At 38.9% G+C, this 23,328-nt stretch carries 17 protein-coding genes, 1 tRNA gene and 1 pseudogene; 8 read left to right on the top strand and 11 right to left on the bottom strand.

Annotation, left to right across the window (positions count from 1 at the left end; genetic code table 11):
- Positions 1-101: 101 nt before the first annotated feature.
- From AAOP42_RS03035 to AAOP42_RS03015, 5 genes are all read right to left on the bottom strand, one after another.
- The gene (locus AAOP42_RS03035; protein WP_349526983.1) at positions 102-977 is read right to left on the bottom strand and encodes a DUF2971 domain-containing protein; all 876 of its coding nucleotides are present in this window, start codon (positions 975-977) and stop codon (positions 102-104) included.
- A gap of 11 nt (positions 978-988) precedes the next feature.
- Positions 989-1,213: a hypothetical protein gene (locus tag AAOP42_RS03030; protein WP_349526982.1), complete on the bottom strand. Its 225-nt coding sequence runs from the start codon at positions 1,211-1,213 to the stop codon at positions 989-991.
- Positions 1,214-1,549: 336 nt separating this feature from the next.
- Entirely contained in the window at positions 1,550-2,662 is a 1,113-nt protein-coding gene (locus AAOP42_RS03025; RefSeq protein WP_349526981.1) for a Gfo/Idh/MocA family protein, read from the bottom strand.
- Between the two features lie 50 nt (positions 2,663-2,712).
- A complete protein-coding gene (locus AAOP42_RS03020; protein ID WP_349526980.1) occupies positions 2,713-3,567 on the bottom strand; it encodes a sugar phosphate isomerase/epimerase family protein in 855 nt (284 codons plus the stop codon).
- 2 nt (positions 3,568-3,569) lie between these two features.
- On the bottom strand, positions 3,570-7,091 hold the full coding sequence (locus tag AAOP42_RS03015) for a PVC-type heme-binding CxxCH protein (protein WP_502947644.1): 3,522 nt from the start codon (positions 7,089-7,091) through the stop codon (positions 3,570-3,572).
- 169 nt (positions 7,092-7,260) lie between these two features.
- Between AAOP42_RS03015 and AAOP42_RS03010 the strand changes: the two genes are divergently transcribed.
- Positions 7,261-8,130, top strand: a complete 870-nt coding sequence (locus AAOP42_RS03010; RefSeq protein ID WP_349526978.1) for an AraC family transcriptional regulator — start codon at positions 7,261-7,263, stop codon at positions 8,128-8,130.
- Between the two features lie 328 nt (positions 8,131-8,458).
- Here AAOP42_RS03010 and AAOP42_RS03005 read toward each other — a convergent pair whose 3' ends face one another.
- A complete protein-coding gene (locus AAOP42_RS03005) occupies positions 8,459-9,718 on the bottom strand; it encodes a glucuronyl esterase domain-containing protein (RefSeq protein WP_349526977.1) in 1,260 nt (419 codons plus the stop codon).
- 316 nt (positions 9,719-10,034) lie between these two features.
- Between AAOP42_RS03005 and AAOP42_RS03000 the strand changes: the two genes are divergently transcribed.
- The gene (locus AAOP42_RS03000) at positions 10,035-10,598 is read left to right on the top strand and encodes a hypothetical protein (RefSeq protein ID WP_349526976.1); all 564 of its coding nucleotides are present in this window, start codon (positions 10,035-10,037) and stop codon (positions 10,596-10,598) included.
- Between the two features lie 18 nt (positions 10,599-10,616).
- Here the strand turns inward: AAOP42_RS03000 and ppk1 are convergent, their stop codons facing one another.
- Positions 10,617-12,707, bottom strand: coding sequence for a polyphosphate kinase 1 (gene ppk1 / locus AAOP42_RS02995; RefSeq protein WP_349526975.1), 2,091 nt, complete (start codon positions 12,705-12,707; stop codon positions 10,617-10,619).
- Positions 12,708-12,896: 189 nt separating this feature from the next.
- On the opposite strand from ppk1, the gene AAOP42_RS23750 reads away from it, so the two are divergent.
- Together AAOP42_RS23750 and AAOP42_RS02990 are read left to right on the top strand one after the other, a co-directional pair.
- The gene (locus AAOP42_RS23750; RefSeq protein WP_502947643.1) at positions 12,897-13,322 is read left to right on the top strand and encodes a DUF4372 domain-containing protein; all 426 of its coding nucleotides are present in this window, start codon (positions 12,897-12,899) and stop codon (positions 13,320-13,322) included.
- Positions 13,262-14,149 carry an IS4 family transposase gene (locus AAOP42_RS02990; RefSeq protein ID WP_349526974.1) on the top strand — a complete coding sequence of 296 codons (888 nt, stop codon included), beginning with the start codon at positions 13,262-13,264 and terminating at the stop codon, positions 14,147-14,149. The genes AAOP42_RS23750 and AAOP42_RS02990 overlap by 61 nt, the downstream gene beginning before the upstream one ends.
- Before the next feature lie 55 nt (positions 14,150-14,204).
- On the opposite strand, the pseudogene AAOP42_RS02985 reads toward AAOP42_RS02990, so the two are convergent.
- A pseudogene (locus AAOP42_RS02985) lies at positions 14,205-15,689 on the bottom strand (TrlF family ATPase); the annotation flags it as partial.
- Between the two features lie 326 nt (positions 15,690-16,015).
- Here AAOP42_RS02985 and AAOP42_RS02980 point away from each other — a divergent pair.
- Positions 16,016-16,576 (top strand): helix-turn-helix domain-containing protein, encoded by a 561-nt coding sequence (locus AAOP42_RS02980; protein WP_349526984.1) that lies wholly within the window; start codon positions 16,016-16,018, stop codon positions 16,574-16,576.
- Positions 16,577-16,925: 349 nt separating this feature from the next.
- Positions 16,926-18,629, top strand: a complete 1,704-nt coding sequence (locus tag AAOP42_RS02975; RefSeq protein WP_349526973.1) for an ice-binding family protein — start codon at positions 16,926-16,928, stop codon at positions 18,627-18,629.
- Between the two features lie 314 nt (positions 18,630-18,943).
- Here the strand turns inward: AAOP42_RS02975 and AAOP42_RS02970 are convergent, their stop codons facing one another.
- Positions 18,944-19,336 carry an START-like domain-containing protein gene (locus AAOP42_RS02970; RefSeq protein WP_349526972.1) on the bottom strand — a complete coding sequence of 131 codons (393 nt, stop codon included), beginning with the start codon at positions 19,334-19,336 and terminating at the stop codon, positions 18,944-18,946.
- 114 nt (positions 19,337-19,450) lie between these two features.
- Here AAOP42_RS02970 and AAOP42_RS02965 point away from each other — a divergent pair.
- Positions 19,451-19,527, top strand: a tRNA-Met gene (locus AAOP42_RS02965).
- A 172-nt stretch (positions 19,528-19,699) separates the two neighbouring features.
- A complete protein-coding gene (gene hemN / locus AAOP42_RS02960) occupies positions 19,700-21,055 on the top strand; it encodes an oxygen-independent coproporphyrinogen III oxidase (protein WP_349526971.1) in 1,356 nt (451 codons plus the stop codon).
- 62 nt (positions 21,056-21,117) lie between these two features.
- Here the strand turns inward: hemN and AAOP42_RS02955 are convergent, their stop codons facing one another.
- Complete coding sequence (locus AAOP42_RS02955) at positions 21,118-22,710, bottom strand: fibronectin type III domain-containing protein (protein WP_349526970.1); 1,593 nt, start codon at positions 22,708-22,710, stop codon at positions 21,118-21,120.
- Between the two features lie 162 nt (positions 22,711-22,872).
- Complete coding sequence (locus AAOP42_RS02950; RefSeq protein ID WP_349526969.1) at positions 22,873-23,232, bottom strand: arsenate reductase family protein; 360 nt, start codon at positions 23,230-23,232, stop codon at positions 22,873-22,875.
- Positions 23,233-23,328: the final 96 nt, after the last annotated feature.

Here is a 23,328-nt window from a genome sequence, read left to right as displayed (position 1 = left end):
AAAATTATCAAGTTTGTTCAATGCCTGTAGCGAATCATAACGATTGGCTGCCAATCTTAAAAATTCTCCCTTTGTCATAACTTTAGTCGTTTTCTTTAAATTTAAACATTATAAAAAAAAACGACAATTTGATATGCACCCACAAAATCTAATTCAGAAGTAAAATATTTAATATTTTTATTATTCCTACTTATTAGTTCTATAGCATTTTCAATATTTTCATTGTCGAAATTAACACCAAAAGTTACTTCTTTAATGATTTCTTTTTCAGGATACGGCAACCTGTATCCATTTGGGGCGATTATTCCGAAATTTGTCGCAGAAAATAATTGCATGCTTCTCATATTATTTTGAGCTAAACCTGCTAAAATAATCCGAAATTCATTTTCTAATCCCCAAATTCTCTTGTCTTTAAAAAGCAATATTTGCTCAAAGAAAAGATCTTCATTTTTATCGTCTTTGTATAGCCCAAAAATCCCGTCAATTCTTTTTGTAGTAGTTCCATTTTCATCTTGACTAATAGTGAAGTCATACGAATCAATATCTACTGGTTCTTCAAAATAATTTACCTTAGTTAGTGGGGAATTGCAAAACAACTTTTCAGAATAATAATTCTCAATCTCTTTTGCATCATATCCAATTGAAATACCTCTATGTGAATTTGCATAATGTGACCAAAAATGCAGATTATTAAATCCTTTATCTCCTGTTTTTCCTTTTTCTGTTGGTTTTGTTAAACATAGAATTCCAAAATCTTTTGTTTTTCTTTTCACAAAATCTAGTAGTAGTTCATTTTCGGGCTTTTTATTTTGAGTGAAAATATTTTTAGCCCCATTAAAAGCTCTTAATATATCCATATTACTATCAAAAGGGTCATTGAAATTAGTTGGTTTTGAAAACCAAAAATATCTTTTTTCAAGAGCATCTTTTGAATAGTCATTCCAATCAGAATATTTATAAACGATATCATTCTCCATTTTTAGGAATTCTACTCATTTTCTTTAAAACCATCATATACCCAAACACCAATTAACGCTACAATCCAATATAATGGAATTCCTAAGAAAATTGAATAGCCAAAAAAATCGTCACCGGAATAGTATCTTTCATTCAATGCTCCAATTGTCCCACCTAATATCATGGCACCTGGAATTGTTCCAACAACAACAGCTCTTTTTACACCTGTTTTTAATTCCTTAAATTTTTTGAACATACCTTATTCGTTTAATCTCTACAAATTTAATTTTCAAATTACTTGAATATTTCATTCATCATTTAGACTAATGCACCACAACATTGGAGTATTGCACTCCATCCGCTATACATCATTTATGAATTCCATTTATTATTATCTCATAAAAATAACAACTATTTCAAAGGTTATTATAATAATGCCAAATAAAGATGTCAACTCAGATTCAATCAGGCGCATAAAAAAAGGATGGCTTATAAAACCATCCTTTTTTACTTGGTATATTTTCTAGAGACTTTGTGAGGTGAATAATTTAGCTTTCCTAAACTTTGAAAGTTTAGGAAAGCTTCTCACCTCCTACTCCAAAGTAAACGCTGGCAGCTTTACGATCTCTCCACCATTCATGGCTGAGTCATGTGCTAAGATTCCTACACAGGTGATGTTGGCGGATTGCTTTGCGTTAGGATAAGCCGTTTTTCCTGTAAGCAAAGAATTGACAAAAGCATGTGCCAGGTGTGGGTGCGAGCCTCCGTGCCCTGCCCCTTGTATAAAAGACAAATGCTGGTTGTCGTCAGAGTCATAAACTCCCGCCTGAGTAAACGACTGAATCTCCTCCGGTAGCAAATGGGCATAATCAGGCACTGTCACTCGCTCAGGAGTTTCACCTGTATGGATCACTGGTTGTTCACCTTCGATCAGCGACCATTCAAATGTCTTTTTCGATCCATATACATCAAAACTCTCCCTGTACTGGCGGGCAGTATTGAACAACGACCTGGTGATCTCAGCAGACAAATCAGAGTCTTTGTATTTGATATGGCAGCTCTCTATGGCAAAAGGAGAACCGTATTTAGGAATCAACTTTTCATCGATAGTCCCAGAACCAAAGCACGAAACATACTCCGCCTGAGACTGTGCCAATGCCAATATTGGCCCTACGCAATGGGTAGCATAGTACATTGGAGGCAATCCTTCCCAATAGCCCGGCCATCCTGCCATTTCCTGCTGATGAGAAGCCCTCAGAAATTGTATTTTTCCCAATTCTCCTCTGTCATAAAGCTCTTTTACAAAAAGAAACTCACGGCAATACACCACTGTCTCCATCATCATATAAGTCAGGCCTGTGGACTGTACCAGCTCCACTATTTCTTTGCATTCTTCCACTGTAGTGGCCATTGGCACGGTACACGCCACATGCTTTCCGGCTTTCAGGGCAGCTATAGACTGTTCTCCATGGTTCGGTATTGGCGAATTAATATGAACGGCATCCACATTTGGGTCTTTGAGCAATTCATCGAAATCCTGGTATCTTTTTTCTATTCCGAATGCATTACCTACCTCATCCAGTTTAGACTTGGTGCGCTGGCAGATGGCATACATATTTGCATTTGGGTGTTTTTGGTAGATAGGGATAAACTCGGCTCCAAAACCAAGACCTACTATGGCAATGTTGATTTTTTTGTTGTCCATGTGATATTATTCTATTAGTAATTGTATTTTATTCGAATAAAAAAGTGAGGCTACTTGTTAAAAAGCCCCTTTAAAAAATGTATGCCATCTATGGCAAACTGATCCTGAGTTTCGGAGAATTTTTTCCAGATGCAAACTGCTCCGGCAAGCTCTTTCACCTCAGGCGTAAAGCTTTCGATCGACACTGTACCTTCGTAGTTGATGTTTTCCAAACCTGTTTTGATGTCTTCCCAGCGGGTTTGTCCGCTACCAGGCGCACCTCGATAATTTTCCGATACCTGGAAATGAATCAAATCTTTACCTACGGTTTCAATGGCAGTCTGTAGGTTTCTTTCCTCGATGGTCATGTGAAAGCTGTCCAATAGGATCTTAGCAGCCGGATGGTCGATAGCCTTCACCATGCGCACTACATCTTCGGCGGTGTTCACCAAGTCAGATTCAAAGCGATTGAGTGGCTCAAGTGCTATTTGTTGTCCATACTTTTCAGCGATCAGGCAGACTTTCCTTAGATTCCTCACTGCCAAATCCCATTCGGCTTTACGCTCGTCCGGTGGCAATAGTCTGGTTTTACCCACTGCCGAATACATTGGCCCGGCAACAAACGAAGCACCCAGTTCAGCTCCGATCTTAAAGCAAGCTTCTACGTACTCGAAGCAATTTTGATGGACGGCAGGGTCTTCGTTGGTCAAGTCTCTAGTGGAGCCAAATGCTCCGCAGATAATGGGCTTCAAATCATTGTCCGTCAATGCTTTTTTCACCACACTGATATTGATCAATTCAGGGTCTTCTACTGGTATTTCCACACTATCATACCCCATTTCTTTTATTTTTGAAAACAACCCAACCGTATCCGTATTAAAAGGGGATGTCCACAACCAGGTACTTACTCCAATATTGATATTCATAATTAAATAGATTTTTTAGGGGTTACTTTCATGATGCCATTCATTATGCGCCAGTGCCCGGGGAAAGTACAAACAAATGGATAATCGCCTGCTTTTTCCGGCACTTTAAACCTGAGCACAGCCTCGGTATTAGGATCGACAAGTTTTGTAGCAAACAATACCTGAGGGATACTTGGCACGTAGTTGTTGGCAGCACCATCTTTGGCAGAAGCCATTTTGTCGGCAGCTGCTCCTACTATTTCCAGACTATTGGGAGCCAATATCAACAAATTGTGTTGCATGAAGTCAATGTTCTTAAACCTGATTTCTACTTGTTGACCAACCTCCACTTCGAATGACTTCAGGTCATACTTCATTTCATTCACTATCGGCTTTATGGTGATTACCTTGGCTGGTGTCCCTGGGTTATCCGCAATTGCATCACCGGATTCCAAGTCACTTTCATTGTAATAATTTTTCAGAAACACCTTGGCAATCGGGTTTTGTTCATTAAATGCAGTTTTTGCCTTTCCACCTTTTAATTCCTCAATTTGATAACTCCATTTACCTGCCAAGGCAATGGATTTGCCTTTGATTTTCAATTTTACATCATCGGGTTTGCCCCAAAAGCCACCACCACTTCCGGTATCTGTTACTTTTACAGCAACCACATTTTTGCCACTCTTCAACAGACCAGTTGGTACTTTGTAGCTTCGAAAGGTATCATATTTTCCTTCCCCTCCTATGCGTACCCCGTTGACCCATGTTTCGTCAGAGTCATCAATTTTCCCTAAATCCAAAGTAGCTGACTGACCTTTTTGAGCAGATGATAAATTGAATTCCTTTCTAAACCAGATGATGCCATCTACATTGCCGATTTCTGTTTCTTCCCAATAGCCGGGAACTTTAATTTCCTTCCAATCGGAAATATCCAGGTCAGCTTCCCATCGTTCCTGAGGCTTGTTCTGAGATTCATTAAGCACCTCTTCCACCATAGCTGGCTGCATTTGCTTCACTGCCTGTAGAAACCCCGCCTTATGTTTGGATGCGGCAATGTAAAGTGCCTGAGACAACCATTCATCTCGCTCTATTTCCTTGTTTCGCCCAAGTGCAAAAAGCATTTCGCCTATTCCATCGGATTGAGGCATTTCTGATATCACCAAAATGGCCGCTAACTGTGTGTTTTTGTTTTTGTCTTTTAAGATCCCTGAAGATTGAATTGCCAGACTTGCCCACTCAGCTTTTGGTAATACCTGCACTGCTGCCTTTCTCACTCCGGCAGATGGGTGCTTCAAAGCTCTAACAACGGTATTGGATACATCTTCTGCCATCGGGTCTGCCAATATACCCAACCCATGTAGTGTCCAAAGTGCGTGGATCGCCCCTGGATTGATTCCAATATCATCCACCGACTTGTCATTAATCAAAGCCAATAAATCAGAAACCACATCCTTTTTATTCCTTTCTACCAACAATCTTTGTGCGGTCAGTCTCCAAAACAAATTGTCATTTTGAAGGGCAACTATCAATCCATCAGTGTCATCAATGGACAATGAAAGTTTCCTGTAAGATTTAGCCCCTTTGTAAACCAACCTATAAATTCTACCATGTTTTTTATCTCTGAGTGGATTGATATGAGCGTTTCCTGCTCCATTTTCAAATCCCGGAGGAGTAGGGTTGTGCTGGATGATGAAATTGTACCAATCGGCAATCCATACGGCTCCATCAGGACCAACTTCTGCATGCACCGGACCAAACCAGTTGTCGTTGCTGGCAATCAGATTCCATCCGTCCTTTTCTTTGAACCCAGCTCCGTCCTCTTCCAAAATAGCATTGTGAATCAACCTGCCCGTCGGTTCACAAACCAGGGCTACCCTATTCCAATAATTTGATGGGAAGCTTCTTGCTGTATATAGATTGTGCCCGGCAGCAGCTGTAAATCCTCCAAATACATCCACTTGCCTCACCTCGTTGGAGATAGGGTGAAAAGCGTAATGCCCGTCTATTTTCTTACTTCCATTGTCAGACAGACCTTTGACTCCTGCAAGGTATTTGTTTGGGATGCCCATAAATACACTGTGCGTATTGTTGGCCGTAGATGCAAACACATCAAAGTTTTCTGAAAAACCAAGCCCCCAGGTGTTATTACTTGTTTTGGTCAATTGCTGCAAGCCAGATCCATCTCTATTGAAACTGAAAATCCCTTGTCTGAACTTGGTAGGCGTTCCATCCACTACACCATCGTAACTGGAGTATCCCACAGTTCCCCATATTTTGTTGTCAAACCCATATTTTAAATTGGACGGTCCGGCATGGGTATCGAAAGTACCCCAACCTGTAATGAGTGTTTTGCGCACATCGGCTTTGTCATCCCCATTGATATCTTTTAAAAATAAAAAATGTGGTGCCTGAGAAACAATGATGCCACCATTGGCAAATACAAGACTGGTGGGTATATTCAATCCTTCAGCAAATACAGTAAACTTATCTGCCTTGCCATCTCCATCAGTATCTTCACAAATCTTGATTCTGTCGTCTCCCATGCCATCATCAGATCTAACTGTATTGGGATAATCTACCGTTTCTATGACCCAAAGCCTACCTTTTTCATCCCATGCTATAGCTATCGGATTGATAATATCAGGTTCGGCTGCAAATAACTCCAATTCAAAACCAATAGGCACCTGAGTCAATTGCATGGACTCCTCCGGAGACAATGCTTGCTGAAGTTGCAACGGTGGATCTCTCTTTTCATAATTGGGAATTTTGGCTTCAGTATATTTTGGTTGAGGAAAACTCAGTTTAGCTACTTTTCCTGCTACTTTGTCCCCTACTGCCCACAATATGCCCCGCTTCATCAAATCATGAAATCCAGGGTTACTCCACGTCCTGTCATCATGGCCGTATGCAGTGTAAAACATTCTGCCATTTTTATATCTATTCGTCCAGGTCCATGGTTCTACATGATCCCCATCTTTTCTTTCCATTAATATGTCGATGGAAGGGTTTATGTTTTGATGCACATATGTTTCATCCCATGTTTCAAATTCATTGAAGCCTTTCAGCATTTCTTTTCCCGAGGAAGTAAGATTGGCGGTAAATGTACCTTTCCCATGTTTTTTGAACTGACCTCCAACTATTTCTACATACTCCTTCGAATTTCGAAAGCAATAAGAAGCACAATGGATTGGAATCAGTCCTTTGCCCGAACCAACAAACTCAAGCATTGCTTTTTCCTGTTCTGGGGTTATTTCATCAATATTGGCATAAACAGCCAATCCGTCGAATTTTGTCAGATTATCCTTATTGAGGTCATCCGGATTAGAAGTGTAAGTGAATTGGATACCACTCTTCACCAAGGCTGAAGCCAACATCGGCATGTATCGCTCTGAATTGTGGTGTTCACTGTCATGTCCTAAAAACAGTATTTGGACATTTGGGCTTTCGTTGACACTCTTGCTATTGTCCCCGCCACAAGACAGCAGTCCTAACAAGAAAAGACATAGCGTAGCATGCCGAAAATACATCCCCATAGATGCATTCATTATTTTGGATTTTAAGTTGATTTGTTTCATTGAGTAATGATTATGTGTATAGCGTATTACAAAATAGCAAAACATTCACGTATATACCTTTCTTTATTATTGCCAACTTTGACTGTTTTATACCACATTAATATAAATATAGCGGCTTGTTAGTTATATTCGTCACAAAATGAAACAGCCAATACAAAAATCTGCTATCCCAGAATCCAAAACTTTTCTCATTCAAGAGTTGAAGGACGCTTATTTCGATCCCAATTGGCACTTTCATCACGAATACCAACTCTTTGTGGTACTGAAAGGAACAGGCACCCGTTTTATCGGAAATGACATCAGTCATTTTGAAGCTGGTGATATGGTTTTTACAGGGTCAAATCTTCCGCACGTATGGAGAAGCGATGAAGCTTATTTCGAAAACCATGACTTACAGACACATGGTATTGTCATCTATTTTTCTGACAATTTCATGGGAGATTCATTTCTAAACAAAGAAGAAATGAGCGGTATCAGGGAACTGTTCCAACGGGCAAATAGAGGATTGGAAGTAACAGGGCATACCAAAAACTTTATTTTGAAAAAAATGAAAGCCTTGCTAAAACAGGATGGATTTGACGGGGTACTCACTTTATTGCAAATATTAAATATAATAGCCGATTCTACAGAAGTAAAGTACATCAACAAAGCCGGGTACCTAAACACTGTCACCAATTCTGACTCTGAACGCATGCGCAACGTACATGATTTTATTCTCAATAATTACAAGGGAAATATATTGTTGAATGATGCGGCTTCTCTGGCCAACCTGTCACCAACATCCTTTAGCAGGTATTTTAAAGCAAGGACTAACAAAACCTTCTCAGATTTTGTTACAGAACTTCGTATCGGCCAAGCCTGCAAATTGCTACTCAACAAAGATGCCTCTATCACACAGATAGCCTACGAATGTGGTTATCAAACTCTATCGCATTTCAATCGGAAGTTCAAAGAAACGACGGGAACTAATCCTATGAACTACAAAAAAGCCTACAGTAGCCTCAATTGAATACACTACAACACTGTTCAAGGCAGAACAATCGCATTTAATCTACTATCCCCACATGACTACCGTCAAGTTATACAGGGGTCTGCTCAAGGGTTCAGACTGTCATGCTAAAAAATACCACAATTGATGCTATTGCTGTCAGTTTAGGCTATTTTGTCTTTTCGACGAAGGAGAAATCTTTCTTACTGCCCAAATAATCAAAAAAGATCTCTACCTCGGTAGACATGGCCTCAAAAGTTGGGATGACAAGGAGGCATTTTACATAGCGTGACTGCTATGGTTACTATACGGTAAAGAGGTTTTGTTTTTAAGTGCTCAACAATACTGTTTAGAGCTTTTTTAAATGGATATCTGCAAAATCCATGTACTTTTCCCAATCGAACGAAGTTACATCATGCCCTCCGGTGCGAATGTGATAAGCCTGCTTGCCTCTGATTACCGGAGAATCTATTTCCGGCATTTCGTCGGAGGTCATCACGTCACCACCATACAGCTTGAATGCCTTACTGGCATGATATATGGAAAGAAACTCACCCCTGGGATCTGCCCATCGGTCATCTACCGCACTGGCTACATATACGGGTCGTGGAGCCATCAATGCGATGAGCATGTGTTGGTCGATGGGTAAGTTTGCTTCATTGCTGTTGTACTCCTTAAATTTACTATTGAACCAGTGCGGAAAAGCCGTGTTGATTACCTGAACGGTTTCACCAAATTGCCTTTTGGACAATGCCGCACCTCCGCAACCAGAGTCATTGGATATCACCAATGCAAACCTCTGATCCAACGCCCCTGCCCAAAGGGATGTTTTACCTAATCTGGAATGGCCGAATACTGCAATTCTCTTTTCATCAATTTTAGAATCAGTTTCTATATAGTCCAGAGCCCGGGACAGTCCCCATGCCCAGGCGGAAATAGACGGCCAGTTTTTAGCTGACTCTTCATCTACCAGTCGGTGGATACCATTTTTAAATCCATCATCAAAGTCTGGATCAACATCGGCATAGTGAATGACTGCCAGTCCATAGCCCCTTTCCAAAATCCGCTCAACAGCCCACCTGCTTGAGCGCATGCCACGGCTTGATTCATCTACCTTGTTACCAGTCACTCCCAATTTGGTGCTGTTGTTTACATAACTTTCAGAAATAGTGATCTCAGGATAAGGATGAATGCTTTGATTGCCATAGAAATTGTACCCAAGGAAAAGAGGGACAGCCTTTTTACTTTTCGCAGGTAAAAAAATCATGATGGTCATATCCACCGTATCCCTTTCATTGTAAAAACTTACAACCACTTCTTTTGCATAGGCTTTACCTGACAGTGCCTTCTTATCGATCTTTCCAACTTTAAAATCCATCTCATATTTAAAATCCGGAATCTTACCATAAACATTTTGTTCAAAAAGGGATAGCAGTTCAGGTCTGCGTATATTTTGCCAGTCGTCTATATTGCTAATCTTTTTTCCTTCTTGAGAAATCATCAATGACGGTAAAGTGTAGTCTGGCACCTTGGCTTCATCATAATTGGCCTGACCAAAGCATAGGGAACCAAGTAAAATGCATGAACAAAAAATTAAGGGTAGTTTCATAGTAATTTCTGTTGTAAAAAAGATTCAAGAGCTATTGTGTGTCTAAAATACTGAAGATGGATAGTGTTACCAAATTAGTTTTGCCAATACCTTGCAAAGGATTTAAATAGCTTACTTCAATTATCTACGCTTGTCCTAGTTTTAGCAGCATCTTTGTGCATCTTCTGAAGATACTTGCCTAAGTACTTCTTGATAAAAAAGAAACCAGCCCTTGTGAGACAGTCTCTAAGATTTGCTCAAAATACCATCTTGAGGGTATTCTAAATCACTGTGAAACGGCTTTCTTTTGAACAAAGAAAACCTAACACTATAAAAAATGAACTACGCATACAGAAAATCGGCATTTGAAAAGGAAAAATCTTACGAGCTTACTCAGGATGGAATTAAAATTACAGACCATGATGGGGTTGTCTCATTAGTCAAGTATGCTGACATACTTCAGGTGAACCTCTCTTTTGTTTCTACCAAACACAATTCGTTTTATCAATGTGACCTCAAGCTTAAAAACGGAAGCAACCTTTTGTTCAAATCGCAGCACTATGCAGGTATCGCAAATTTTGAAGACAGAAGTGCTGACTATTCTAATTTTATAAATGGATTGCATAAAATATTGAATGCATCAGACTTGGGTATCAAATACAAAAAAGGTATTAGTTCCGTGGGCTATTTTGCAAGTATGGCTGTTTTCATAATCGCAGGCATTCTTTTCCCTATTGTGAGTATTGTGATGTTGATAGGTGGACAAATAATTTTTGGAGCGTTAGGTATTTTCATGAGTATCATGCTCTTTTTGAGGATGAAAAAATACATGAAAAAGAACAAACCGGGAGAATATACTCCTGACCAGCTTCCGGAAACATTAATTCCTGTAGCCATTTAATTCGTTAATAAAGGTTCTTTATTTTACACCTTCCCATGCTTTTACCAAGTCATAAGAAGCCAGTTGTGCCTGTACTCTTGGCTCTTCTTCTGATATTGGGATAGGTATGTTGTCGTTGTTCTGGCCAATCATTACAGCCTTTACATTGTCTGCAAATTGCACCTCCAGCAAATCTTTGATTTGACGTTTGAGGTCTTTATTGTAAACAGGGAATATGACTTCAATTCTGCTCCTAAGGTTTCTTTTCATCCAATCCGCCGATCCCATAAATACCTCCTCAGCTCCATTGTTATGAAATAAAAACATCCTGGAGTGCTCCAAAAACCGATCAACGATTCTCCTAACTGTAATATTTTCACTGATTCCCGGCACACCCGGCACCAAACAGCACACACTCCTGACTATCATTTCTATCTGCACACCAGCCTGACTCGCTTCATATAACTTTTCGATCATCACCCTTTCCTGAAGGTTATTGAGTTTTATTACGATTTTTCCTTTCTTGCCTTTTTTCACATGGCTGATTTCTCTATCAATAAGCCTCTTCAGGTTGTCGATAATATTGAATTGAGAAACAAACAAATGTTTAAAAGGCTTGGGTGGTTTTCTGCGGTAAAGGTAATTGAACAAATCATTGAGTTCTTCTCCTATTTTTTTATGGCAGGTTAGCAATCCCTGGTCGGAATAGATTCTTGCCGTATCTTCATTCAGGTTTCCAGTTCCCAGAAATGAATAATTCCGAATTGAACCGTCCTCCATTTTCTTTCTCACCAATGCCACTTTTGCATGTACTTTCAGCCCCGGAATACTGTAAATCACCTTTACTCCGGCATCCTGCATCTTTTCAGCCCACATCAGGTTATTGGCTTCATCAAACCGTGCCTTAAGTTCCATGAAAACAGTAACTTCTTTTCCATTTTTGGCAGCACTGATCAGTGATTCTCCTATTATGGAGTTTTTAGCCATTCTGTAAAAAGCAACTTTTACCTGCTTTACATGGGGATCAATAGCTGCCTGGTTGAAAAACTGAAGAATATAATTGTAAGAATGATAGGGAAAATGCAGTAGCTGATCGGAATCATCTATAGCAGAAAAAATCGACCTGTGTGTTTCAATTTTATAATGGCGCAAAGGTGTCAATTTAGGGAATTCTAATCTGGCTCCTATCGGATTGGGCAATCCAAAGAAATCCATCAAATTGTGATGAGACCCACCGGGCACCATATCATCCGGCGATAGATTAAAAGCTTCGGTAATAAACTCCAAAAGCTCTGTGGAAATAGCCGAGTCATACAAAAACCTGGAAGGTGTACCCAGGTTTCTTTTACTTATCTGCTTTTGAATCTTGCTCACCAAATCTCCGCTGTATTCATCTTCAATATGCAAATCAGCGTCTTTATTCAGTTTCACAGCCCTACATTCCAGTATTTCAAAGTCTGGAAATATAAAGTCCAGATGCATTTGAACTATATCATCCAAATACACAAAAATATGTCTCCCCTTTCGGGCAGGAACTTCAAAAAACCTTGACAACTTATCGGAAGGAATATTGAGATATGCATATTCAATACGTCCTGAAAAAACATCTTTAAGGCGCAATACATAGTACAGTTCTCTATTATTGAGAAAGCGTTCACGATTTGCTGTACTAAAAAAAAATGGTTGTATAAATGCCAGAACTTTGGTCTTAAAATAAAACAAGCATTCAGCCTTTTGCTTCTCATTCAAATCCCGATAATCGCATATAAAAACCCCCTCCTTTTCCAGGTCTTTGAGCACCCCATTTCTTAAGGTATCCCCATACTCGTCCATTTGAGTACGAATAATACTATGTACTTCTTTGAGTACACGCTCAGGCTCTACGTCGATAGCGGCATTGATTTTTCTCTTATTGATTTCTACCAACTGCCTGATATCTGCTACCCTTACCCTGAAAAATTCATCCTGATTGGAAGAATATATAGCCAAAAACCTAAGCCGCTCGAATATAGGATTAGACTTGTCTTTTGCTTCCATCAAAACCCGTCGGTTAAAAGCAAGCCAACTCACGTCACGATCTTGAAACGGGAACTTTTCAGACAAATCTTCAGTAATATGCAGTTCACTCATGGATTTAAATTTAATTACTCAGAACCCAATTGAGTAATAATTTGTTCAAATATTTTAGTAATTAATGATTTAATAATACTGGTATCCGATTAAAAGCTATGTTATCAGTATTAATATAAGAAAAGTACAATTGGTGGAGGAAACCTCCACCAATATGATGATGTTTGAGTTTCTCACCACTGAAACATCATGGTTAAAAGTACAAATTTATCAGGTCAACCAGTTATTTGCCAACTTCTTTCTTTCATACCATTTAATTTGGTTGAGCAATGTGTGAAAGAGCACCAATCAGATCACTATTACAAAGTGATGACGACCTATCGTCAATTGGTATTTTTATTCTATGGGGTAATTTCCAGATGCCATTCTCTTCGCAATTTATGCAAAGCCCTACTTTTCCTTGAAGGCAAATTGTGCTATTTGGGTATAGAGAAGCTTCCTGCCACCAGCACGTTAAGCGATGCAAACATTAACCGTTGCAGTGATGTATTTGGCAGTATATACAATAGCTTATACAAGCACTATGAACCATATCTGTCAAGGGGTACATTACTATGTTTATTGGAGGAGAGGTTGACCCTTCTAAAGTTGAGATTTTTGATTCTTCTACGGTGAGTATGTTTGTAGAAGTGTTTAAAGGGGCAGGGCGCAATTCTTTAAATGGTAAAAAGAAGGGTGGTTTGAAAGTACATGCCAAAATGCCTTTATCAGGTTTTGCACCTGATTTAATTTCTTTGAGCGAAGCTGCGTGTAACGATAAAACATTCCTCGGACAGCTGAACCCCAGATCAGGGACTATTTATGTTTTTGACAAAGGGTATGTAAGCTACAAGGTGTGGCAAGAATGGACAGGGCAAGGTGTTTTCTATGTAACCCGACTGAATGAAAATGCGGACTATGAAGTTTTATCCGGACAGCCCAACCACATTACTCAATATGCTCGGGGAGGGGTCATTTCTGACCTTGAAATCCAGTTAAAAACCAAAGAAACTATCCTAAAGGCCCGTTTGATTACATACAAAGATCCTGCATCAGGAAACATATTGAAGTTTGTTTCCAATATGTTCGACTATGATGTCTATACCATTATCCAGCTCTATAAACACAGGTGGAATATTGAAGTATTGTTCAAGCAAATCAAACAGAACTTTGAATTGGGCTGGTTTTTCTCGGACAGCCCCGAAGGAATCAAAACACAGGTGTGGGTGGCATTAATAGCCAATTTAATCTTTACGGTCATTCACCGACAAGTCAAAGAATGTGAATTGTTCATCACAATTGTTTCGATGGCTTCAAATAACCTTGGATCGTATCTGTCACTGATTAAATTACTCAAAAGAAATGCTCCGGTAGCTCAGGAAAGGACTATTCAAATAATGCAACTAAACTTATTTAACAGTAAACAGGGGGGTATTTTTGAAAATCTTGGAAAATCTCCTTAATTTCAACCTAAACTAACTGTTATTGAACTTCTCAAAGTTAGTCGGATACTAGAAATACTAAATCAAAATCTATTTCCTTGGTTATAAAAAATCTCTCTTTGAGATTCTCAATCCGAGAAATTTCGTCATCAAAGAATTGGTTTGACTTTGATAGCTCATCTTTATCACTTTTGAATTCCGAGTACTTTTCTAGGTCGATCTCCGAGATTTCTGATTTGCCTTTTAACTCTTGTAATTCCTTATTTAAAATTTCAATTTCGGCTTCTATTCCCTTTTTATCCCCTTTTTCTTTGAGTAAGGATTTCCTTTTGTTTAGCTCTTCGATCAATTGAAATACCTTATTGACCTTATTTGTGATTTCAGTATTGTTTTCACTACTAAAGGTCTCGTAATTTGAGATTAATTGATTTTTAGCATGGTCTTGCTTGATAATTCCCTCAATTAGCCTGTCAAGCTCCTTGTTTTTGTTTTTAGCCAAGCTGTACATGTAGCTTTGAGGAAAATATTCAATGTCACGGTTATCATTCACGGTTCCGTCCTTCCAAGTAACTGTTATGTTTTCGGTTACTTCGTTGACAAAATTCGAATAATCTATGTTGTCTGTTTTAACATCTTTATCACACTTCAACCTTTTCGCTATTGAGCCAAGTAATATTGATTTGCCTGTTGACCGTCCTCCAATTATGGAATTTAGATTTTGATTGAAATAAATTGTTTGGGGATGGAAACTACTGTGAGTTACTTTCACAGATTCGATTGTTTGATAACCCGCTTTTTGATGTGGCTTTAATGCTTGAATTCTAACCCTCTGCTTCGGTTCATAAACAACTTGCTTTAATCCTTCAAAAGTATTGTCGGCCTTAATCCAACAGTTTTCCTTGAGGATATATTTTTTGATATTATGGTTGTCTGAGCATATTATCATTGGAATGTGCTTTTTGATAGCAGGAAATACTAAATCAACATACCCCTGTTTATCATCTACTTTGCCAAGCTCATAGAAGTCTATTTTTTCAGCAATCTCAGTCTTTTGAGCCTCTCCATGAGCCAATGAATGCGTAATATTTTCGATGCTGTTGGATTTGTCTCCAGCATGAATAGTTGCCAATCCTCCCAACTCGTGAATCAGGTCGATGGTGTTATCGAGATGACAGTAAACCTCATTGTGCTTTTTATTCTCACCTTTAATTTTCGAGATGCTGGTCCTGTTTTCGATCTGTCCCCAAACGTATTCAAGGTTACAGTTTTCTGAGAAGATACCGATAAAATGGACAGGAGCTTTTCCTTTTGCATCTGATAAAAATTCAATCCCTGGTAAAACTGTAATCCCTTTTAATAAGCCCAAAACTTGCAATTCCCGAATTCTAGAAATGTCGATATGATGATGATCAGTAATTGCAACTACAGAAATTGAATGATTTGCCAATACATCTATGATTTCTTGATTAGTAACAGACTTGTCTCCGTAATCATATGAAGATGGTGTGTGAAAATGTAAATCCCACTTTCGCCATTCAGAACCCTTTTCAATTTTATCCATTTTCAATATTTAGTAACGATAGCCAAAGCAAGATTTGTCCAGATAATGTCAATTCATAGCAGCATGAAGCACAACATTTGAATATGACGCACTGTGCAACATACCTGACTTATGGCAATACCTAATCTTCCACTAAAGACCGGATCAGTATTTGCCGTCCGATAAAAATAACAACTATTTGTGGAGTTATTATGGTAAAGTATCAAAAGATGTTAAGTCCAGAGAAATAAGAATATCCCTTAAAGAAATTATATATAGGCCTGTGATCAATAAAATCAGTATTTTTGTTGACTCATGTGGTGATTGACATTTCTTACCTTACGTTTATGAAGCTTTACATCAAGTATATGGTCACCATCAGATGTAAGATGGTGGTGAAGGCTGAGCTTAAAAAATTGGGTATTCACTATGTTATTGTTGATTTGGGTAAGGTGGAGATTTTGGAAGACATAACACAAGAACAGTATGATAAGCTAAAGGTAAATCTGCTCAAATCAGGTTTGGAGCTTTTGGATGACAAACGCAGTATCTTGATTGACAAGATAAAGAATGTGATCATCGAGATGATCCACTACTCAGACAATATCCCTCAGGTGAATTATTCAAATTTTATCAGCGAAAAACTAGGTTATGATTATACCTACCTCTCCAATATTTTTTCCGAAGTGAAGGGGATTACCATTCAGCAATTCATCATTATGCACAAGATTGAGTATGTAAAAGAACTTTTGCTGTACGACGAACTCAACCTGACAGAAATATCGTACAAGCTTCATTACAGCAGTGTGGCCCACCTCTCCAATCAATTTAAGAAAGTCACCGGACTATCTCCCTCTTTTTACAAACAGTTGAAACAAAAGCGACTGGGCAATCTGGAAAATCTTTGATCAATTAGGGTGAGAACTCCTCTTCTACCGCCTTCACCCATAAGGTGAAACAAGTGATATATGTAACTATTAAGTTTTAGTGTGTAACTGTAATGCTTTTGATAGCCTCATCTTTGTATTGCATTAATAATTATGCTTTATGGGAAATACCATCACCTTCCAAACAGACAGATTAACGAGTTTCGAGCACTTGTAGACTTCCCATAACGAGTGTCATTTTCCCGTAATGAGAAAAACACCCATTCTGCAATTAATTCAAAGAGCTGACCAGCAGGTGGTTGAATATAATATCAGCTAGTGGCATATTAATCGCACTTCAGTTAGCAATAGAATTTAAACCAGATAAATTATGAAAATTAAAAATTCAGTATTCGTACTTGCGGTATTTCCTGTTTTGGTATTTCTTGGCTGTGGCAAGGACGAAGACCAAGTAATAGTAGCACCAACAATAGTATCGTCCACTCCAGTTGATGATGCTACCGGAATTGCCATTGCCTCCACAATTGAATTCAATTTTTTAGCTGCCATGGATCCTCAAACCATGAACAGTACTACGGTTGTCTTAATGGAAGGAACCACAGAGATAGCTACCGCAGTGGCTTATGACAATAATAAGGTAACAATGACCCCAACTGCTGAACTGGCAAACAGCACAGAATATACTGCTACGGTCAACACTGGTGCTGAGAGTGCACTTGGAGTCGCTTTGGAAAATGACTTTACGATTACTTTCACCACAGTAGCTGTCGTTGACAATGAAGCACCTGTTGTCAGTTCTAAAGATCCATTAAGCGACGCTACAGGAGTAGCCAGAGACAAGACAGTGTCAGTCGTATTTAACGAACCTATGGATCCTGCAACCATCAGTGCCACAACATTTACTTTGGTTCAAGGAATCACAGCTGTTGCTGGTACTGTATCTTATGCAGACAATACTGCTACATTTACAGCTGACGCAAATCTTGAATCTAAGACTACCTACACCGCCACGATTACAACAGGAGTTCAGGATTTATTTCAAAATGGATTAGCTACTGCCACCACCTGGAGTTTTACTACGTTGGATGACGCAGCACCATTTATCAATTCGACTTCTCCTCTAAGCGATGCTACAGGGGTTGCACGGAACAAAACAGTGTCTATTATGTTTAATGAATCGATGAATCTTGAAACCATCAATGCTACAACGTTTACTTTAAAGAAAGGCACGACTCCTGTAGCAGGTGTAGTGGCTTATGCAGACAATACAGCAACTTTCACCTCTACTACCATTCTTGAATCTAATACGGTTTATACTGCTGAGATTACAACAGGAGCTCAGGACTTATCAGGAAATGGATTGGCTACTGCCACCACCTGGAACTTTACTACAAGTAATGTAACAGCAACACTTGCAGTGGTAAATTTAGGCGAAGCAAGTAATTATGTGATCCTTGCCAAGACGGCTATCAACAACAGCTCCACTTCTGCTATTACAGGACATTTGGGATTGAGCCCGGCAGCTACTTCATACATCACCGGTTTGTCTTTAACCGATGCTACAGGTTATGCCACCTCAGCTCAAGTAACTGGTAATGTATATGCCGCCGACATGGCAGATCCTACCCCTATTAATTTAACTACTGCGGTAAATGATATGATCACTGCCTATAATGATGCAGCAGGAAGGCCAACACCAGAATTCCTTGAATTAGGGACAGGGAACATTGGCGGAATGACATTGTCTGCTGGTTTATATAAGTGGACTTCTACCGTGACTATCCCTTCAGATGTTACCCTTACAGGTGGTGCTGATGACGTTTGGATTTTTCAGATATCAGGTGACTTATCTCAAAGCACAGCGATCAATGTTACTTTGAATGGAGGTGCTCAGGCCAAAAACATTTTCTGGCAAGTAGCAGGCGAGGCTACATTTGGAGCAAATTCACATTTTGAAGGAAATATACTTTCGAAGACCGGGATTACTTTCCTCAATGGAGCATCAATCAACGGACGTACCCTTGCGCAAACTGCTGTCATACTTGACGCCAATGCAGTGACTAAGGTGCAATAAAAATTTTGTAGTGTAAGTTGAATAGAAAGCCATCCCTTTTTTAGGGATGGTTTTTTTGTGTCTTTTTTGTTGGTTCCACAAAACAATATATTTGAGTGCTTTACAGCAAATTCAAACCAAAATCTTAGACCTACAGATGACGAATACGAATTTTTTGTAGAAACCCAATGTGAGGTTATTTATAATATGACAAAGTGGGGATTTAAGTTTTGAACCAAAAAGGGTATAGTGATAATGACAGATTCTGATCAAGACCTTAAATGAGGTGTTATTTCCTGAATTGTTTTTTTGAATAGATGCAAGGGCGAAGGAAATTATCCCCCAACGATCTCTTTGAGTTTGTGCATCAGGTTTTCCCAGATTTCGCCAAGTTCGTCCAGATCATCCATTTCCGAATAATCTGTTACCCTCACGAAGACTGCCTGAGTCAACTCATTCATATCAATTTTAAATTCTACATAGTTAGGATCATCGTCGCTGGGGTCATTCGGGATAAACTCAATTTTAACCAGGCTGTTGGTGCGGTGAGCTACCATTTTAGCCTTGTTTTCTTCCCCATCCCATATTACGGTCAGTATTTTGTCTTCGTCTATATTGACATCATCAGCAAACCATTGCGCCAATCCGCTTGCTGACGAAAGGTATGGGTATAGCATCTTTTTCGACGCTCGGAATTCAAACTCTCCTGTATATTCAAACTTGCTCATATTGCCTTCATTTAATAAAAAACCAATGTACAGAATTTTTTGAAAAATGAGCCAAAAGATTTTTATTTCTTTTGGCAAATTAAATTTCATTGTGCTTAACTTTGCACCTCTTTTGGCGAGGTAGCTCAGTTGGTTAGAGCGCAGGATTCATAACCCTGAGGTCACGGGTTCAACTCCCGTCTTCGCTACCAAACCCTTGTATGAGTAATATAAGGGTTTTTTCTTTTATATCCGGTTAGTTTTTGAAATTTACTATGCATGATTTTTTTCATGTAAATGGCTGATATAACTCAATATCAATAAAGCCCTCTACACCCACCTTTGTAACTGTTATTGATATGTTTAATACAGGCTGTAAATTTTATGAACAATTACATTCAACTATTAGGAAAATACAATGTTCCGGGTCCGAGATATACCAGCTATCCTACTGTGCCTTATTGGAATGAAGAAACTTATAACACCAGTGCCTGGACATCTTCAGTTTTAAAATCCACATCGGATTTTGGTAATGAATTGAGTCTATATATACACCTGCCATATTGCGAGAGTCTGTGTACTTTTTGCGGATGTAATAAGCGGATTACGAAAAATCACGCAGTTGAAAGGCCATATATAGAGGGTTTGTTGAAAGAATGGGAATTGTACCTTAAGCTTTTTGATAAGCGGCCTGTTATCAAAGAAATTCACCTGGGGGGAGGCACACCTACATTTTTCAATCCTGAGAATTTACAAATTCTGATTGAGGGACTATTGAAACATGCTGGCCGTCATTTTAATTCTTCATTTGCTTTTGAAGCAAACCCGGTAAATACATCGGAAAAACATCTACAGACTTTATTTGATTTGGGTTTTGACAGGCTTAGCCTGGGAATTCAGGATTTTGACCCCAAGGTGCAATTTATGATCAATAGAATGCAGTCTTTTGATCTTGTGAAAGAAGTGACGGACAATGCCCGTGAAATCGGTTACAAATCCATAAATTATGATGTGATCTATGGATTGCCTTTTCAAACCAAAGATACTATCCGCAGTACCTTTGAGAAGGTAATGGAGTTGAATCCGGACAGGATAGCGTACTATAGTTATGCTCATGTGCCCTGGATCAAGGGAACGGGTCAGAGGAGATTCTCAGAATCAGATTTACCGAAAGAAGATGAAAAAAGATCTTTTTACGATTTGGGTAGGGAAATGCTTATGAATTCTGGATATATGGAAATAGGTATGGATCATTTTGGACGGCCTGGTGATGAACTGCTTGATGCTGTGAAATCCAATTCGTTGCATCGCAATTTTATGGGATATGTTCCTTTTGTATCAAAAACGCTAATTGGGCTGGGAGTGTCATCTATTAGTGATTCCTGGTATGGGTTTAGTCAAAATATAAAAGACATAGATGGTTATCTGGAAAGTGTAAATAATAATCAATTGCCTCTACTGAAAGGACATATACTGGGCGAAGAAGATTTGGAAATCCGTCAACTTATTTTGGATATCATGTGCCGGTTTCAAGCGGTATTGCCTGGTCAGTTGATGAATGATCAGACTATATCGAGCCAATTGCAGGAACTGGAAAATGATGGTATTATCTATCTTCAGGGAACTGATTTGTTCGTTACTCCGCTGGGAAGGGCATTTGTCCGAAATGTTTGTATGGTATTTGATTTAAGGCTAAAGAGGAGCAAACCGGAAGTGCAGTTGTTTTCAATGACAGTATGATATGCTTCTGTAAAAGCAAACAGACTGTATCAAAAAGACAGCCTGTTTGCAAATAATTAGGCTTATTTTTCTGTGGTAGTGAAAGAAGCTATTTCAGACCATTCGCTCCAATTGAGGTATTGGTCGCGGTAACGAACCCTCCAGAAGTAAGTAGTATTCGGACTCAATCGTGGCGTTTTTTCATCAGTCAAATCATCATCTTTTTGCCTGTTTTCTTTGTAATACCAGTTTTCACTTTGTTTCCAACTATCGAATGCGGGTTTTGAAAAATCCTCGGAAGTAGATATCTGCCAGTGAGATGCGGCATGAGTTGTACCTTCATATTTACTACTAAAAGTTCCGGCTTTTAATACAGCACCTGTAAATGCAACCTGCTCTTTAGAGGAAGGAGACAAAGGTTTGGGAGTATTAGGTTTTTTGTCATTTTTCCAGATGGTAATGACATCTCTTACTTCGTTTTCTCTTTGAAGTTCTTCGTTTCCTCTGCTGATTCTTTTTAAGGTAAATTTCGGATCTCCACCATTGGGATCAACCTCTACCATGACAAAACCATATTCATCCTGAGTTACTGTAAACTCATCGTAATCTCTGCCTTCAAACTCTCCCCAATTGTCTATCGCACCTCCAGCTGATGCCACGTTTACCCACAAATGCTTGTGGTCTTTGGATTGGCCTCTGGAGTATCCGTGAGTGTGCCCAAAAAAGTGTATGCTGGGCTTTCCCGTCTCAGTGCTGAATTTTTCCATGGCTTCCACTACTTTGCCGGTAAAGTCTTCTTCTCCCGGTATCCATAATTCTGATTTGTATGGGTGGTGCAGTTGCACGAAGACAAAATCAATATTTTCCATTTTGGCTGTTTTCTCCAATACTTCTTTGAGCCATTGCAATTGGTACTTGTCCTGATATCCTTCATCATTAGAATCCAGGCCAATGATTCTTACATTTCCGTAATCTTTAAACCACCAGTGTTCGGCATAGGCAGGTGTGCCATTTTCAGGTAAACTGAAATACTTAAAATAGTAGATTGAATTTCTTTCGTGATTTCCAGGTACAGGATAAACAGGGACATTGCTAAAAAGCTTCTCAGCCGGATTGAAAAATTCATTTTTCCATTGAGCGTAATTCGGTCCGCTTTGAACCAGATCTCCCGGGATCATAACCAATGCGAGATTGTCAACCAGGCTGTCATTTAGTTCTTTTTTCAGGTAAGACAATACACCTTCGTTTACCACCTCATGAAATTTATCAGGGTTTTGCCAGTCCCTTTGCATGTCGCTCATAGCAACAAGCCTGAATGATTTTTTATCGCTTGAAAAGGGTGGTGTTTTAAATTGAAATATATCGGAAACAGCTTTGCCTGTTTTCACTCTGTAATAGTATGCAGTAAACCTTTTCAATCCGGTTATTTCAACTTCATGAATGCGGGATTCATCGAAGTTGACATCAAAAGCTGTTCCTTTGTCCTTTTTGCCGAGCTTAGGAGTAAGCCCCCATTCTACAATGCTTTCTTCACCTTTATCAGTTTGCCACATGATTTTGATCGAATTTGGTTCGGCATCCTGAAGGTATGGTTGTATCAGGAATTGTTCATTCTGAGCTCTGAGTAAAAATGACACAAGAGACAGTGCTAAAAACAAGGTAACGTTCTTTTTCATCTTTTTCTTTTTAGTAGGTTAAGGTCTGTTATTTTGGATAAAATGATGATATCAGGAAGGTTTTATTTTCTGATTGTAGATTTTATTGTTGAAATTTTCAAAGCAATGTCCCTGCCAGGCTTGTCAAAAACAAAGGATAATTTGAGTATTGATCAAGAAATGTTAATTATTAGTCAACTCGGATTTTATAGCTTCTACGGTTTTGGCGGAGTTACCAACGAAAATTTTATCTCCAATTACAAAAATCGGTCTTTTCAAAAAAGTATATTCCTCTAAAATGTAGTTTTTGTAATCATCTTCCGATAGATTTTTAGCTCCCAGCCCCAGTGATTTGTATTTCATTGCCCTGCGACTGAATAAAGATTCATAGCTTCCCGATAAGGCATGCATTTCTTCGATTTGATTCGGGGTAATTTTTTCATTCTTAATGTCCTGTAATTCAAATTCTGAAAGCAATCCGTCCAGTTCATTTAAAATTCGAATACAGGTGGAACAAGTAGAGAGATAGTATATCTTTTTCATTTTATAAAATTGCGTTTTTTAAATTAGTGATTATAGGTTGTGAATTTAGGTTGGATTATTGAAATTTTAAACTCTGGGTGGTTTTAGATTTATGAT

The sequence above is a fragment of the Reichenbachiella sp. MALMAid0571 genome (assembly GCF_040151475.1).
Taxonomy (GTDB): domain Bacteria; phylum Bacteroidota; class Bacteroidia; order Cytophagales; family Cyclobacteriaceae; genus CAXBNB01.
This window is presented reverse-complemented; position numbering and strand designations above follow the sequence as displayed.